Source organism: Paraburkholderia sp. CNPSo 3281 (assembly GCF_024206515.1).
GTDB lineage: Bacteria > Pseudomonadota > Gammaproteobacteria > Burkholderiales > Burkholderiaceae > Paraburkholderia > Paraburkholderia nodosa.
This window is the reverse complement of record NZ_JAMBPS010000018.1, coordinates 52,792-68,091: the sequence shown is the minus strand read 5'-3', so window position 1 is coordinate 68,091 and position 15,300 is coordinate 52,792. Positions and strand designations below refer to the sequence as shown.

Here is a 15,300-nt window from a genome sequence, read left to right as displayed (position 1 = left end):
GATGGACTACCCGTAGGCCGTTGTCCGTTGCAACGCGCCGCTGTCCCGTTGTCTCCACATCGTCCAGCCGTGAATCCAGCCGCTTTTCCGGCCCCCGGTACGTTCATCGAACTACCCGGCGGCCTGCCCATGCCCTATGTCGAACGGGGCGCGGGCGAACTTCTCCTCTTCGTGCACGGCTCGCTTTGCGATTTCCGCTACTGGCAGCCGCAGCTGGCCGGCCTCGCGCAGCAATATCGCTGTGTATCGGTGAGTCTCACGCACTACTGGCCCGCCGGGGACGCTGCGCGCGGCCAGCCTTTCAGCTGGCGGCAGCATGCGGATGAACTCGCGGCGTTCGTCGAAGCCCTGGGCGCCGGCCCGGCGCACGTGATCGGGCATTCGCGCGGCGGCCTCGTGTCATTCCAGTTCGCGCGGCGCCATCCGCAGCACGTGCGCACGCTCACGCTTGCCGATCCGGGCGGGCCGGTCCAGCAGCCGGGCCAGACGCTCGCCACGCTGCCCGAGACCGTCAACGCGCTGCGCGCCCGCGTCGTGGCGCTGATCGAGTCGGGCCAGGTGGACGCGGGGCTGGAGTTGTTCGTCGATTCGGTGAGCCGCCCCGGCTTCTGGGCAAGGAGCACGCATGCGTTTCGCCGCATGGCTACCGACAACGCGCACACGCTTGGACCGCAGTTTCAGGATCCGCTGCCTGCGTACACGCGCGAGCAGGCCGCCGAGGTGCGATGCCCCGTGCTGCTGATCGACGGTGAGCTGAGTCCGGAAGTGTTTCACCGGGCCGTGGCCGCGCTCGAAGCATGGCTGCCCGATGCGCGCCGCGCGAGTGTGGCGGGCGCATCGCATGGGATGAATCTGGCGCGGCCCGGGGCGTTCAACGAGTTGATCGATCGCTTCGTGAGCGGCTACGGGCGCTGAAGCGCGCCGATGCAAAAAGGGCGGCCGTGCGAGAGAACTGAACCCGCGGCCGCCCTTTTAATTGCTGCGAGAAATATCGCAGTCCGAACGACGCTCGCTTAGTCGCGGCCGTGCGCGTGGGCGTCGAGTTTGTGCTCTGCAGCCTCGCCGACGAGGCCCGCGTAGTAGAGGTGCACGCCGATCGCGAGCGAATCGTTGCGGATTTCGTGGAAGGCCTTCCATGCTTTCACCGGATCCTTGAACACGAGATAGTGCGCTTCCTGCGAAACGAGGCGGGCGACCTGGTGCAGGCCGTGGCCGTTGAGCGCGTCCACGAGGTGATCCAGGCTGCGGTGCGTGCGCGCGTCGGTGCGCGGATACAGCATGTGCAGCACGGCCACGCGTTCGCTGGCGAGCGCGGCCGAAAGTGCGACCACGATGTCCTGGTGATTGAGTGCCGTGACAACGGCGCCCTCTGCTTGTTCGTCTTCTGCGAACAGGGTGTCGACCGAGATGTTCATCTGTTGCTTCCTTACGTTTTGCTTTAAGCGCGTGTGGCGGTGAAAAAAGCCCGCCGGTGACAGCGGGCTAGATTACAAAATGCAAGTAATGGAAAACCCTTGCATGTCAAGCAGTATCGCAGAGGTGAGGTGTCGCATGCTGCATTGCAAGAGCAAAATATTGTTGCAGGAATCGACGTTAAGGAAGCCGCAAGCTTGGCAGTGTTGCGAGCTTGAAGAGGGATTGTTGCTGGCTGCGCTATCAATCGATGCTGCACCGCGCCGTAGAATGCGGCAAGCGGTCGCAGCAATGCCGGCCTTTCCGGCGGCTGCGTCCTGTTGCGCGAGGTTTTGCGCGAAGCGAAGTATTGCGATGTAGCAGCAATTCAAGGACACGAAATGATCGATTCGAAGACACACGCCACGCTCACGATCCCCGGCCACGCTGAAGGCGTTCAGTTGCCGGTCTACAAGGGCACCACAGGCCCGGACGTGATCGACATCCGCAAGCTGTACGGCCAGACCGGCATGTTCACGTATGACCCGGGCTTCATGTCCACGGCGGCGTGCAACTCGGCGATCACCTATATCGACGGCGACAAGGGCGAGCTGCTCTATCGCGGCTACCCGATAGACAACCTCGCGCAAAACGCCGACTTCCTCGAAAGCTGCTACCTCCTGCTCAAGGGCGAGTTGCCCACGCAGGAGCAGAAAGACGAATTCGTGGCCTCGGTGACGAACCACACGATGGTTCACGAGCAGATGCACTTCTTTTTCCGGGGGTTCCGCCGTGACGCACATCCGATGGCGATTCTGGTGGCGGCGGTCGGCGCGCTGTCCGCGTTCTATCACGACTCGCTCGACATCAACAACCCGAAGCATCGCGAGGTGTCGGCGATCCGCATGATCGCGAAGCTGCCGACGCTCGTCGCCATGGCGTACAAGTACTCGATCGGCCAGCCGTTCGTGTATCCGCAGAACGACCTCTCGTACAGCGCGAACTTCATGCGCATGATGTTCTCCGCGCCGAGCGAGGAGTACAAGGTCAACGACGTGCTCGTGCGCGCGCTCGACCGTATCCTCATCCTGCACGCCGACCACGAGCAGAACGCTTCGACCTCGACGGTGCGTCTGGCCGGTTCGTCGGGTGCGAATCCGTTCGCGTGTATCGCGGCCGGTATCGCTTGCCTGTGGGGCCCGGCGCACGGCGGCGCGAACGAAGCCGCGCTGAACATGCTCGAAGAAATCGGCTCGGTCGATAACATCCCGAAGTTCATCGAGCAGGTGAAGGACAAGAACTCGGGCGTGAAGCTGATGGGCTTCGGCCACCGCGTGTACAAGAACTACGACCCGCGTGCGAAGCTCATGCGCGAGACGTGCTACGAAGTGCTCAACGAACTGGGCCTGCACGACGATCCGCTCTTCAAGCTCGCCATGCAGCTCGAGAAGATCGCGCTGGAAGACGAATACTTCGTGTCGCGCAAGCTGTATCCAAACGTCGACTTCTACTCGGGCATCGTGCAGCGTGCGCTGGGCATCCCGACCTCGATGTTCACCTGCATCTTCGCGATGGCGCGTACGGTGGGCTGGATCGCGCAGTGGAACGAGATGATCGCCGACCCCGAGCAGAAGATCGGCCGTCCGCGCCAGCTCTTCATCGGCGAAACGCCGCGCGTGGCGTTGCCGATTTCGCAACGCTGATCCCCCAGCGCGCGCCGCTTCTGGCGCGCGAGCGCACTGCCTGCACGGGCGCCCGCACGTTACATCGTGCCGGCGCCCGCAATTTTTTCCGCGCACGCTCCTTGCTCGCGCCGCGATTTGCCACCGATTTCGCGCGTAACACTCGCGTATTCTTCGCGTATTCTTCGCGCATTCGCCGCCAACGCGTGCGCTGAAGCCACTACAATCAATCGCAAGCGAACCGTACCGTAACCCTTTGCATGGGACCCAGGAGGCAAGCAATGCAGGATCCTGAAACACTCGGTGGCGTCACGCGCTCAAGCGGCGTGGATCATCCCGACCAGGACACGCGGGAAACCGACGGCGCGTTCATCGCGCCCGAAACGCCCGAGGTCGCAAGCGCCGACCAGCATGTGCTGAAGTCGGGCGGCACCTTCATCGTCAACGATCCGCTCGGCGACATCACCGGCATCGATGACGGCCTCTTCGTCAACGACACGCGTGTGCTCTCGTCGCTGCGCCTCACTTTCGGCGGACGCGTGCCCTCGCTGCTCTCGGGCAGCGTGAGCAGCGACAACGCCGTGTTCACGGCCCACCTGACCAATCGTCCGCTGCCGCCGCTTGGCGGCACCACTACGCCCGAAGGCGTGATTCACGTGCAGCGCGAACGCGTGCTCTCCGGCACGATGCTGACCGAGGCCATCGAACTCACGAACTACGGCACTGAAGACGCCGTGGTGCCGCTTTCCATCTCGTTCGCGAGCGACTTCCGCGACATGTTCGAAGTGCGCGGCTTGAGGCGCGAAAGACGCGGCACGCTCATGCCGCCGCGCGTGGAAGATGGCGAAGTACGGCTCGAGTACATCGGCCTCGACAAGGTGGCGCGGCGCGTGCGTATCGAGTTCTCGCCCACGCCGAACAAACTCCTCGCCGATCGCGCCGACTTCACGGTCGGCCTGCCCGCGCAGGCCTGCGTCTCGATCTATCTCACGGTAGCGATCGAAGTCGAGGCCATGCCCGACGCCGCGCCCGGAACGCAGAGCGCGGGCATCTTCCAGCCGCCCCATTGCCTCGCGAACTCGCAGGAGCAGCGCGTGGGCCGCGCCGCTGTGCGCGCCGCGCTGGTCGACTCACATATCGTGATGCGCGAACGGCGTCGCGCGGCGGCGGCCTTGCGTTCGAGCAATCCGCTCTTCAATGCGTGGATCAACCGCTCGATTGCCGATCTGGGTCTTCTCACCACCGACCTGCCGACCGGTCCGTATCCGTATGCGGGCATTCCGTGGTTTTCCACGCCGTTCGGCCGCGACGCGGTCATCACCTCGCTGCAGACGCTGTGGCTCACGCCCGCGCTCGCGCGCGGCGTGCTGCGTTTTCTCGCGGAACATCAGGCGCGCGAGGACTCGGCGTTCCGCGACGCTGCGGTCGGCAAGATCATGCACGAAATGCGCAAGAGCGAGATGGCCGCCACGGGCGAAGTGCCGTTCGCGCTCTACTACGGCGGGGTGGACACCACGCCGCTCTTCGTCGTGCTGGCGGGCGCTTATGTCGAACGCACGGGCGACGTCTCGCTGATCGACGATTTGTGGCCAGCGCTGGAACGCGCGGCGGCCTGGGTCGCAGGTGTATGCGACCGCAACAAACTCGGTCTGCTCGACTACCGGCGCGAATCGGAAGGCGGGCTCGCGAACCAGGGCTGGAAGGACAGCCACGACTCCGTCTTCCATGCGGACGGCCGTTTCCCCGACGGCCCGATCGCGCTCGTCGAAGTGCAGGCGTACGCGAGCGCGGCGTTCGAAACGATGTCGCGTTTCGCCACGCATCGCGGCCAGGTGGAAGACGCGGCGCGCTACGCCGCGCGCGCCGCTAAAATCCGCCGCTGCGTGGAAGAGAAGTTCTGGATGCCGGAGTCGGAGTTCTACGGTATTGCGCTCGATGGCCACGGCGATCTTTGCCGCGTGCTCGCGTCGAACGCGGGACATCTGCTCGCCTTCGGGCTGCCCCAGGAAGAGCGTGGCCGCGCCGTGGCGGAAGTGCTCGAATCGGCGCTGTTTCATACGGGCTGGGGCGTGCGGACGCTCGCGGCGGGCCAGGCGCGTTTTAACCCCATGGCGTACCACAACGGCTCGGTCTGGCCGCACGACAACGCGCTGTGTGCACGCGGTCTCGCGCGCTATGGCCGCAAGGCGGCAGCGGTGCGCCTCTTGCAGGCGCTGTTCGAGGCCGCGGTGACGTTCGACATGCGTCTGCCCGAACTCTTCTGCGGGTTCCCACGCCGGCGCGGCGAGCCGCCCACGGCGTATCCGGTGGCCTGCCTGCCGCAAGCCTGGGCCGCGGGCTCGCCGTTCATGATGCTCGAAGCGTGTCTTGGCGTGACGATCGACGCGGCGCGCAACGAAGTGCGTGTCGAGCAGCCCATGCTGCCCGAAGGCATCGACTGGCTCGAAGTGGGCGATCTGCGCGTGGGCAAGCATACGGTGACGCTCATGTTCCGCCGTGTGGACGGCAAGGTCGTGGCATCGGCCGATCGCAGCGACGTGAAGGTCGTCGCGTTGCTGTGAGTCTGGGCGCGGGCTTTCAAAGCCCGCGCCTGGCTCGTCTATTCCTTACTTGCCGGGCGCGTGTTCGAAGCGCTCCAGCGTGAACTGCGGCGCGACGTAACCCGTCTCGACGCCCATCGTGTTGACGATGCGCGGGGCGTCGAATTTCCTTAGTTGTGCCAGCTGTTCCGGCGTGCCGATGCCCAGTTGCCTGAGTACTTCCACGACGGTGGCATGGAGCGCGGACAAATCGCCGTCCTCGATCTTCACCGCGATACCCAATGCCGGGCCGCCCGTGTGCGGCGCGGTCGCCGCGCTGGCGCGCACGCCAATCGCATAACTGCCCGCCGCGCCGAGCTTGCCGACGAGCGCGCCTTCGAACGCGTGCATGAGCGCCGTGCAGAAGCGGCCTTCGCCGGCCACGAGTTCCGGATACGACGTCATCGCGCGATAGATGTGGGCGAGCGCCTGCGTGCGCGAGGCGGTCGCGGCCGATCCTGGCAAAGCCGCGCGGTCCTGCGCATCGGCGAGCTTCATGAACAGGCGGGCGAGCCGGTCGAGCGGGAAGGCCGGGGTGGGCAGATTGCAGCCGTCGATGCCCCACTCGACGTCCGTCTCGGGAAGATCGCAAACGTCGGCCACGACGCGCTTCACATGTTGCTGCAAGGGGTGCGAAGGCAAATGGTAATCGGCCAGCGCCGCGCCGATCGCGCGCGCGCCCGCGAGCATGCCCGCGTGCTTGCCCGAGCAGTTGCTGCACACCGCGCCCAGCGTGAAGTCGCGCTTGATCCACGCCTTGTAGACGGCGTCGGAGAGTGGCGCATGGCCGCCGCAACGCAGGTCCGATTCCGCAGCGGACACCTTGGCGAGCATCGCGCGCGTCCGCTCGATATGGCGGTCCTCGCTGCTATGCGAGGCGCACATGAGCGCGAGATCGGCGTCGTCAAAGTGAAAGCGTTCGAGCGCGCCTGTTTCGGCCACGGCGAGCGCCTGCGCGGGCTTGGCCGCCGAGCGCACGAGCGTCATGCGATGCGGCTCGCCGAGCGCGTAGAGCACGCGGCCCTGGGCGTCGACCACGGCAATGTGGGCGATATGCGTGGTTTCGATGACACCGCCGCGCAGGACTTTCACGGCGGGTTGGGGGGCGCTCGTCGTCATGGTGCGTCTGCCTTGGGTCTCGGATGGGATTGCGCTGCGCGGTCGATGTGCGATTCTAATCCGCGCATTCGGGTTAGCGCATTTGCCGGGCGACGCGGCACGCCGCGAGATCCCAGGCGCCGCTGCCGACCGTCTTCAGCAGCACAGGTCTGCCGTCATGCGCCGCGCCGTTTGCCACAGCGGAGCCGATCGTGCGCACGTTCGCCCAGTCGACGCCGGCCTGCAGCAGGTCGCCGGCTTCTTCGCGCGCGGCTGCGAGATCGTCGACGAACACGCGGCTCGCACGCACCGTGTCCTGGGCGATTTCGGCCGCGTCCGGCGTGAAGGCGCCCACGCCGATCACGAGCCGGTCCTGGCTCGCTGCGTCGTCGTACACGGGCGTCTTGCTCGTCGTCGCGGCGATGACCACATCGACTTCTTGCGGTACCGCACCGTGCGCGGGCGTCACGTCCACGCCGGACTGCGCGAAGTGGGCGCGCAATGCCGCTTCGGACGCTTCGGTCCGACCTTTCACGTAGAGCGTCGCCGCCGGATAAAGCTGGCCGATCGCCTCGGCATGAAAACGTGCCTGCTGTCCGGTGCCGATCACCAGAAACGCGCGCGGCGCGCCGGGGTGAAAGAGCCGCACACCTAGCATGGAGAGCGCCGCGGTGCGCCGCCCGGTCACGGTCGGGCCGTCGAGGATGAACTCCGGCTGCCCCGTCGCGCCATTGCACACCGTCACCGCGCCGAAGATGGTCGGCATACCGAGCGCCGTGTTGGCCGGGCACACGCTCACGAGCTTGTGGATGGCGATGTCCTCGGCGCTGGCGGGCATCGAGAGCATGACGCCGTTGCCCTTGAGCGGCACGCCCGTGCGCACGGGCGCGTGAATGCGGCCCGCGTCGTGGTCCTGCGCGGCCGTGGCGAGGGCGTCGAGCAGCACGCCGAAGTCGAGCAGGCGCGCCGTCGCGGCTGCGTCGTAAATCGCGATGGGCTCCATCAAATCTTCTCTCCTGATGAATGATGCGTGGGTGTGGTGGCGTGCGTTCCGGCCGCCTCAAAAGCGGTCGATGCGAAACGGCGCGAGATCGACGGCGGGCGTCTCGCGCGCCATCAATTGTGCGACGAGTTCGCCGCTGAGCGGCCCGAGCGTGAGACCCAGATGCTGATGGCCGGTTGCGACGAACACATTCCGTGCCCCGGGCATCTCGCCGATCATCGGCAGATAGTCGGGCAGCGTGGGGCGCTCGCCGTACCAGCGGCTTGCGACCTGCACAGCGGGCGCGCCGGGAAAGAGCGTGTGGAATTGCGTGGCGAGCAGATCGGCGCGGCGCCAGTCGGGCGCGCCGCGCGCGCCGAGCTCGACGGTGCCGGCAAGCCGGATGCCTTGCGCCATCGGGTTACAGGTGAAGCCGCGCTCGACGAAGCTCACGGGCACGCTCAGCGTATCTTGCGAGGGTGCGCCGAGCTGAACGTGATAGCCGCGCTCGTTAGTGAGCGGAATCCTTGCGCCGAGCTGCTGCGCGAGTTCGGCGCTGCGCGAGCCGGCCGCGATCAGCACCTTGGCGGCTGGGTGCGTCGCACCGTTCAGCGTGACGCCGATACGGCCATCGGGCAGGGCGCGCAAGGCATCGACGGCAGCGCTCGTGAATCTCGCGCCCGCTGCGAGCGCGGCTCCGAAAATACGCTCGACGACCTGCTGCGGATTCGTGACCGAAGCCATGCCGGGAAAGTAGCGCGCATGGCTGATATGCGGCGTGAGCGACGGTAGATAGTCGCGCCGCACCTGCTCGGCCGTGAGATTTTCGTAACGCACGCCGTGCCGGTCGAGCAGGTCGAGTTGCACGCGCTCCGTTGCGTGCGCAACGGGTTGCTCGAACACGTAGAGCGAGCCGATGTCGCGAAAGAGGTCGGCGGCGATGTGCCGATCCAGCAGACGACGCCAGGCCTGCGCCGCACCGGTCACGAGGCTCGCGAGCGCGCGCGCATTGCGCCGGAAGCGCGGGCGCTGCGCCTGCGCGGCGAACTCCAGCACCCACGGCGCCATGCGCGGCAGGCTGCGTTTGTGCAGGCGCAGCGGGCTGTCGCGGCGCAGCAGCATGCGGGGCAGGCCGGCCATCGTCCCGGGGCTCGCGAGTGGGGCGACATGGTCGACCGCGATCAGGCCCGCGTTGCCGAACGAACAGCCCGAACCGGGCGGGGCGCTATCGACGATATGCACGCGCACGCCGCGCTGCGCCAGATTGAGCGCGGCGCAGACCCCGACGATGCCGGCACCGATGACGACGTCGTCTTCCATTTCAGTCTCGCGACGAAGAAGTGATTTCCTTCGATGCTAACCCAACTATTTCCTATAGGAAACTTTTTTCTGATCGTATATCTCACGTGCTCGACCGCCGATCAGCCTTGCCCTTGCAAGGCGTTGTAGGCGCCCGCCTGCTCGAGCAGCCACGCGCGGAAGCGTTCCAGTGGCTTGCCGTGGCTGAGCTCGGTGGGATAGACGAAGTAGTAGCCGCCATCGGCAATCGCCGGGGCTTCGAACGGGATGATGACGCCAAATCGCTCGAGCTGGCCTTCCACGAAGAACTTCGGCACGAGCGCCACGCCAAGGCCGGCCGCGGCCGCGGCGATCAGCATCGTGTGCAGTTCGTAGCGCACGCCGTGCATGGTGGCGTTGTCTTCCACGCCGAGGTCGGAGAACCAGCGCGTCCAGGCGTCGGGGCGCGTGGTGGAGTGCAGCAGCGGGTAGGCGAGCAGCTCATGCGCCTTCTTGATGGGGCGCGCGAGCAGCGACGGCGAACAGACGGGCACCACTTCCTCGCCGAACAGAAAGTCGGACGACGTGCCGGGCCAGGTGGGCTTGCCGTAGTGGATCGCGGCTTCGAAATGCGATTCCTCGAACGAAAACGTCTCGGTGCGCACGCCCATGTTCACGCGCACATCGGGCGTGCGGTCGTAGAAGTCCTTGAGGCGCGGAATCAGCCACTCGGACGCGAAGGTCGGCAGCACGGCGAGTTCCAGATAACCGCCGCCGCTGCCGTGCGCAATGATGGAGAGCGTGTCGCGATCGAGGTTTTCGAGCGCACGGCGCACCTGGGTGCTATAGAGCCGGCCCGCGCGTGTGAGCACGACCCGCTGTTTGGCGCGCACGAAAAGGCGCACGCCGAGATTCGATTCGAGCGTGGCGATCTGGCGCGAGACCGCGCTTTCGGTGAGGAACAGCTCCTTGGCGGCGTGAGTGAAGCTCTCGTGCCGCGCCGCGGCTTCGAAAGCCGTCAGCGCGCCGATGTTCGGGATCTTGAACTTGCGCATGGTAATTCCAGAAACTCATCAAGTGACAATTTAATCTCGCTTTACGCGGTGCGCAACCATTTGAATAATGCGTTTTACGTATAGTCGGCCGAAGCCAATGGCCAGAGGCCCGTTTGATGGCCGCTGCAAGGCGGTCGTTTCCTGTGAGATTGGTGATGCGCAATTCGAACGTAGAACGCTTGTTGTCCGCACTGCTGGGCCGCGAGAAAACCGAAACCCTCTTTGCAACGCTGAACTTTCCGTCGATGCTCGGCGACTGGGAAAGCGGCACCGTCACGCGCGCCGAACTTGCCCAGGCGATGAACATGGCGCTGTTCGAAGACCTGCTGGAGCGCTCGCCCAACGGCCGCACATACACGAACGATACGGTGGCGCAGGGCGGCGCGGTGTACTTCGACCATGGCGCGCTGCGCACCGTGCGCTGGGCGCAGAACGGCGCGCTGCCGCCCGGCGAAGCGGCGTTCACGCGTATTCTGCGTCCGCTCGGCTTTCGCCTGAATGGCCGCTATCCGCTGGACAAGCTCGGCATGACGGGGCGCGCCTATGCTCACGAAGACGCGCCCGACGAGATCGCGCAGTTCTTCGTGAGCGAACTGCACCCCGAGCGCTTTTCGGCGGCGTTCCAGCAAGCCGTGACGAACGTGGTGGGCGCGTCGAAAGATCCGCTCACGCCGCTTGCCATGGCACAGCTCTCAGAACTCGAACGCGACGGCTCGCTGCCGCTCGATGCAGCGCTGCAGCTGCTGCCCGTGATCGTCGGGGCATTCGCGCGGCAGCACGATGTGCCGTCTATTTCGGACTACGAGACATTGCTGCAGGAATCGGCGGAAATGGCGTGGATCGCAACGGAAGGCAACGCCTTCAATCACGCGACCGACCGCGTGGAAGACGTCTTCCAGCTTTCGGACGACGAGAAGGCCAAGGGGCGTCCGATGAAGCCCAGTGTCGAGACCTCGCGCTCGGGCCGCGTGTTTCAGACGGCGTATCGCGCCGACACCGTGAAGCGCGAGTTCCGCGCGGCGGACGGCCAGCGCGTGACGCGCGAGGTGCCGGGCTCGTTCTACGAGTTCATCACGCGCAAGCGCACGTTCGATCAGGTCACGCGGCGCTGGCAGACCGATTTGCGCTTCGACGCGGGTAACGCCACCGGCATCTTCAAGATGACCGCGAACGCTGCGTAAGCCTGAAGGTTCAAACGCCCGGCGCGCCGTCCTGCGTGTCCGGGTGCGGTTCGTTGATGAGCCAGAGGACTTCCGCGTCTTCTTCGCTCGTGGAGACGGCCGCATGCCCTGTGCGGCTGTCGAAATAGAGGCTGTCGCCGGCTTCGAGATGCGTCGGTGCGTAAAGCTCGGAGTAGAGGCAAACCGAGCCGCTCAGTATGAAGAGAAATTCTTCGCCTTCATGCCGGCCCCATTCCGTGAACTCGTCGAGCGAGTGCGCCGTCACGCGAATGCGAAACGGGTGCATCGCCTTGTGGGCGAGTTCCGTCGCCAGCAACTCCATCTGATAGCAGCCGGCCGAATGCTGCTGCCCGCCGCCCTTGCGGGTGAGTGCGCGGCGTCCGCTCGCGCGCGGTCTGGGCGCCGAGCCGAACAGTTCGCCGAGGTCGATCTTCAGGCCGTGAACGATCTTCTGCAGCACGTCGAACGTTGGCGACATGACGCCGTTTTCCACCTTCGAGAGCGTGGAGCGCGACACGCCGCACACGCGGCTGGCGGCCTCGAGCGTGTAATCCTGCTTCAGCCGGGCCGCCTTGACGCGCTTGCCCAGCTCCGCCGAGGCGTTCTCGGCGGGCCTGAGGGACGGGGTTTCCATTCGGGAACTCGGGGTGCTCGCTGATGGTTCGCGGGTGTTCGTATCGTACTCTATGTTTCTGATCATAACATTTGCGTATCGCGTATCGTGCGACGCTTGTTGTGTCATGCCGAGTTTAACAAGCATGGCTAAGTAAATTGCCCGCCCGGAAGTTGATGATTTCTGACGCAAACCCAGACGGCGCAAGGCACGGCGCGCACCCAAGCCGCGCTCGCATGACACCCACGCACAAGCGGGCATCTCGGCGTTATCGGGTATTTCCCAATGCCTGCGAGGCCGCGTCACGCGTTGCCGTATTCCCCGCGTGGACGGGCTTGATGAGAAAAGCGCATTACGTGGTGATTAGATTTCGTTTGATGCCGCCGGAACCGCTGCCGACAATCCGTTCACGTCCCGCCGTGCTGCATCGCGCGGCGCGAGACGAATCCTGTGCGTCGAAGGTCCGCGCGACCATTCAGACGCATCACGTGCCGGCTCCAGATACCGAAGGAATATCGCATGTCTCCTCGTTTCCTCGCTTCTCGTCGTGGCTGCGCGATCGCAGCGTCGTTGATGTTGGTTGCCGGCGCGGTGAGCGCGCAGGAAATGGTCGTGAAGATCGGCGTGGCCAGCCCGCTCACGGGCGGCGGCGCAGCGTATGGCAAGGACATCGAGAACGGCGTGCGTCTGGCCGTGGACGAAGCCAACGCTGCGCATCCCACCATTGGCGGCAAGCCGGTCAAGTTCGTGATCGACTCGCAGGATGACCAGAGCGATCCGCGCATTGGCGTGCAGGTCGCGCAGCAACTCGTGGACGACAACGTGGCCGTCGTGATCGGCCACTTCAATTCGGGCACGACGCTGCCGGCCTCGCAGATCTACGCGAAAGCGGGCATTCCGATGATCACGCCGGCCGCCACCAATCCGGCCATCACCCAAAGCGGCGCGCCGACCATCTACCGCGTGATCGCCACCGACTCGCAAAACGCCGGCAACGCGGGCAACTATGCGGCGACGGTGACGAAGGCGAAGCGCATTGCCATCATCGACGACCGCACGGCCTTCGGCCAGGGCGAAGCCGACGAGTTCGAGAAGGCCGTGAAGGCGAGCGGCGGCACGATCGTCGCGCGCGAGTTCACGAACGACAAGGCGGTGGATTTCAGCGCCCAGCTCACGAGCATCAAGCGCACGAGTCCGGATCTCGTGTTCTTCGGCGGCCTCGACGCGCAGGCCGCCATGATCGTCAAGCGCATGCGCCAGCTTGGCCTGAAGGCGCAATTCCTCGCGGGCGGCGGCGTCATGGACGCGAACTTCATCAAGCTCGCCGGCGATTCCGCCGATGGCGCTTCGGTGTGGGAATACGGCCAGCCGCTCGGCACGCTGCCCAAGGGTCGAGGCTTCGAAGCGAAGTTCAAGCAGAAGTACGGCATCGACATGCTCGCCTACGCGCCGTTCGCCTATGACGCGGCGTGGGTCGCGATCACGGCGATGGAGAAGGCCGGCTCGGCGACGCCGGCGCAGTACAACGCCGCGCTGAAGGCCACGAACTACGACGGCATTACGGGCAAGATCGCCTTCAATGCCCAGGGCGACCTGAAGAGCCCGAGTTCGACGCTGTATCAGGTCAAAAACGTGGCGTGGGTGCCGGTCACGACGCGAACCGCGGACTGAGATCACTCGCCTCTGCTACCTTGAAGGGCGCCGGCACTGCCGGCGCCGAATGCATTGTTTCCAATAGGAAATCGAGGGTCCGCCCGCAGGGCGGCCTCATGCCATTTCAATGGCGGAAAGCCCGCCGGGAGCGATACACGCGGCATGGCGAAAATCCCGAAGATTTTCGTGTTGTCGCCGCAAAATTGCGCGTGTATAGTTTCCTAAAGTAGCAATGTTTCGTATCGGAAATTTTTAAGGGATTCTACCTATGAAAGCCTCCTCCATCCTCTCGGATCTCGGTATTTCGCAGCTCGCGGAAGCGGGCGACATCGCCGTGCATTCGCCGATCAACGGCGAACTGATCGGCCGCGTCGCGAGCCAGTCGGCAGCCGACGTCGACGCCGCGCTGGCGAAGGCGCAGGAGGCGTTCAAGAGCTGGCGCAACGTGCCCGCGCCGCGCCGCGGCGAACTCGTACGCCTGCTCGGCAACAAGCTGCGCGAGCAGAAGCGCGCGCTCGGCAGCCTCGTCTCGCTGGAAACCGGCAAGATCTTCCAGGAAGGCCTCGGCGAAGTGCAGGAAATGATCGACATCTGCGACTTTGCGGTCGGCCTCTCGCGTCAGCTTTACGGTCTGACCATTGCTTCGGAGCGTCCCGGCCACCGCATGGCCGAATCGTGGCATCCGATGGGCGTGTGTACCGTCATTTCCGCGTTCAATTTCCCGGTCGCCGTGTGGTCGTGGAACGCTGCGCTCGCGCTCGTGTGCGGCAACGCCGTGGTCTGGAAGCCTTCGGAAAAGACGCCGCTCACCGCGGTTGCCGTCAACAAGATCATGCAGGACGTGTTGAAGGAATTCGGCGATGCGCCCGAAGGCCTCACGAGCCTCGTGGTCGGTGGCCGTGAAGTGGGGGCGAAGCTCGTGGCGGATCCGCGCTCGAACATCGTGAGCGCAACGGGCAGCACCGAAATGGGCCGCACCGTCGGCGTCGAGGTCGCGCGCCGCTTCGGCCGCTCGCTGCTCGAACTGGGCGGCAACAACGCAGGCATCGTCTCCGCGACTGCCGATCTCGAACTCGCGCTGCGCGGCATCCTGTTCTCGGCGGTCGGCACGGCCGGCCAGCGCTGCACGTCGCTGCGCCGCCTGTTCGTGCACGAGAGCGTATACGACAAGGCAGTCGAGCGCCTGAAGACGCTCTACGGCAAGGTCGTGATCGGCAATCCGCTGGAACAGGGCACGCTGATGGGGCCGCTTATCGACGAGCAGTCGTTCGCCCGAATGCAGTCGGCGCTCGAGCAGGCAAAGCGCGAGGGCGGCAAGGTGTTCGGCGGCGAGCGCCACGCGGTGGCGGGCAACGAGAAGGGCTTTTACGTGCGCCCGGCGATCGTCGAGATGCCGTCGCAAACCGAAGTGGTCTTGAAGGAAACCTTCGCGCCGATTCTCTACGTCCTCAAGTACAGCGACTTCGGCGACGCCATCAATGCGAACAACGCCGCCCACCATGGCCTGTCGTCGTGCGTATTCACGACGGACCTGCGTGAGAGCGAACGCTTCACGTCGGCCGCGGGCAGCGATTGCGGCATTGCGAACGTGAACATCGGGCCGAGCGGCGCGGAGATCGGCGGCGCGTTCGGCGGCGAGAAGGAAACGGGCGGCGGGCGCGAGTCGGGCTCCGACGCGTGGAAGGCTTACATGCGCCGCGCAACCAACACGGTCAACTATTCGTCGGCGCTGCCGCTCGCACAGGGCATCGATTTCAACGTCGAATAAGCGCGTTTGGCGTAGTTGA

At 65.3% G+C, this 15,300-nt stretch carries 12 protein-coding genes; 6 read left to right on the top strand and 6 right to left on the bottom strand.

Annotation, left to right across the window (positions count from 1 at the left end; translation table 11 throughout):
- The first annotated feature begins 129 nt into the window (after positions 1-129).
- The gene (locus M3I56_RS19265; RefSeq protein ID WP_254355401.1) at positions 130-915 is read left to right on the top strand and encodes an alpha/beta fold hydrolase; all 786 of its coding nucleotides are present in this window, start codon (positions 130-132) and stop codon (positions 913-915) included.
- A 98-nt stretch (positions 916-1,013) separates the two neighbouring features.
- Here the strand turns inward: M3I56_RS19265 and M3I56_RS19260 are convergent, their stop codons facing one another.
- Positions 1,014-1,415 (bottom strand): hypothetical protein, encoded by a 402-nt coding sequence (locus M3I56_RS19260; RefSeq protein WP_028203504.1) that lies wholly within the window; start codon positions 1,413-1,415, stop codon positions 1,014-1,016.
- Between the two features lie 378 nt (positions 1,416-1,793).
- Between M3I56_RS19260 and gltA the strand changes: the two genes are divergently transcribed.
- Together gltA and M3I56_RS19250 are read left to right on the top strand one after the other, a co-directional pair.
- The gene (gene gltA / locus M3I56_RS19255) at positions 1,794-3,095 is read left to right on the top strand and encodes a citrate synthase (RefSeq protein WP_254355347.1); all 1,302 of its coding nucleotides are present in this window, start codon (positions 1,794-1,796) and stop codon (positions 3,093-3,095) included.
- Positions 3,096-3,355: 260 nt separating this feature from the next.
- The gene (locus M3I56_RS19250) at positions 3,356-5,635 is read left to right on the top strand and encodes an amylo-alpha-1,6-glucosidase (RefSeq protein WP_254355346.1); all 2,280 of its coding nucleotides are present in this window, start codon (positions 3,356-3,358) and stop codon (positions 5,633-5,635) included.
- 45 nt (positions 5,636-5,680) lie between these two features.
- On the opposite strand, the gene M3I56_RS19245 is transcribed toward M3I56_RS19250, so the two are convergent.
- The 4 genes from M3I56_RS19245 to M3I56_RS19230 form a co-directional block, all read right to left on the bottom strand.
- Complete coding sequence (locus tag M3I56_RS19245) at positions 5,681-6,772, bottom strand: asparaginase (RefSeq protein ID WP_254355345.1); 1,092 nt, start codon at positions 6,770-6,772, stop codon at positions 5,681-5,683.
- A 73-nt stretch (positions 6,773-6,845) separates the two neighbouring features.
- A complete protein-coding gene (gene lhpI, locus M3I56_RS19240) occupies positions 6,846-7,754 on the bottom strand; it encodes a bifunctional Delta(1)-pyrroline-2-carboxylate/Delta(1)-piperideine-2-carboxylate reductase (protein ID WP_254355400.1) in 909 nt (302 codons plus the stop codon).
- A gap of 57 nt (positions 7,755-7,811) precedes the next feature.
- A complete protein-coding gene (locus tag M3I56_RS19235; protein WP_254355344.1) occupies positions 7,812-9,053 on the bottom strand; it encodes an FAD-binding oxidoreductase in 1,242 nt (413 codons plus the stop codon).
- Between the two features lie 101 nt (positions 9,054-9,154).
- Complete coding sequence (locus tag M3I56_RS19230; protein WP_254355342.1) at positions 9,155-10,066, bottom strand: LysR family transcriptional regulator; 912 nt, start codon at positions 10,064-10,066, stop codon at positions 9,155-9,157.
- A gap of 155 nt (positions 10,067-10,221) precedes the next feature.
- On the opposite strand from M3I56_RS19230, the gene M3I56_RS19225 reads away from it, so the two are divergent.
- Positions 10,222-11,247, top strand: a complete 1,026-nt coding sequence (locus M3I56_RS19225) for a DUF1338 domain-containing protein (protein WP_254355341.1) — start codon at positions 10,222-10,224, stop codon at positions 11,245-11,247.
- Positions 11,248-11,257: 10 nt separating this feature from the next.
- Here the strand turns inward: M3I56_RS19225 and M3I56_RS19220 are convergent, their stop codons facing one another.
- The gene (locus M3I56_RS19220) at positions 11,258-11,881 is read right to left on the bottom strand and encodes a helix-turn-helix domain-containing protein (protein ID WP_254355339.1); all 624 of its coding nucleotides are present in this window, start codon (positions 11,879-11,881) and stop codon (positions 11,258-11,260) included.
- Between the two features lie 498 nt (positions 11,882-12,379).
- On the opposite strand from M3I56_RS19220, the gene M3I56_RS19215 reads away from it, so the two are divergent.
- Positions 12,380-13,531, top strand: coding sequence for a branched-chain amino acid ABC transporter substrate-binding protein (locus M3I56_RS19215; RefSeq protein WP_254355338.1), 1,152 nt, complete (start codon positions 12,380-12,382; stop codon positions 13,529-13,531).
- A gap of 250 nt (positions 13,532-13,781) precedes the next feature.
- Positions 13,782-15,281: an aldehyde dehydrogenase family protein gene (locus M3I56_RS19210; RefSeq protein ID WP_254355337.1), complete on the top strand. Its 1,500-nt coding sequence runs from the start codon at positions 13,782-13,784 to the stop codon at positions 15,279-15,281.
- Positions 15,282-15,300 lie beyond the last annotated feature (19 nt).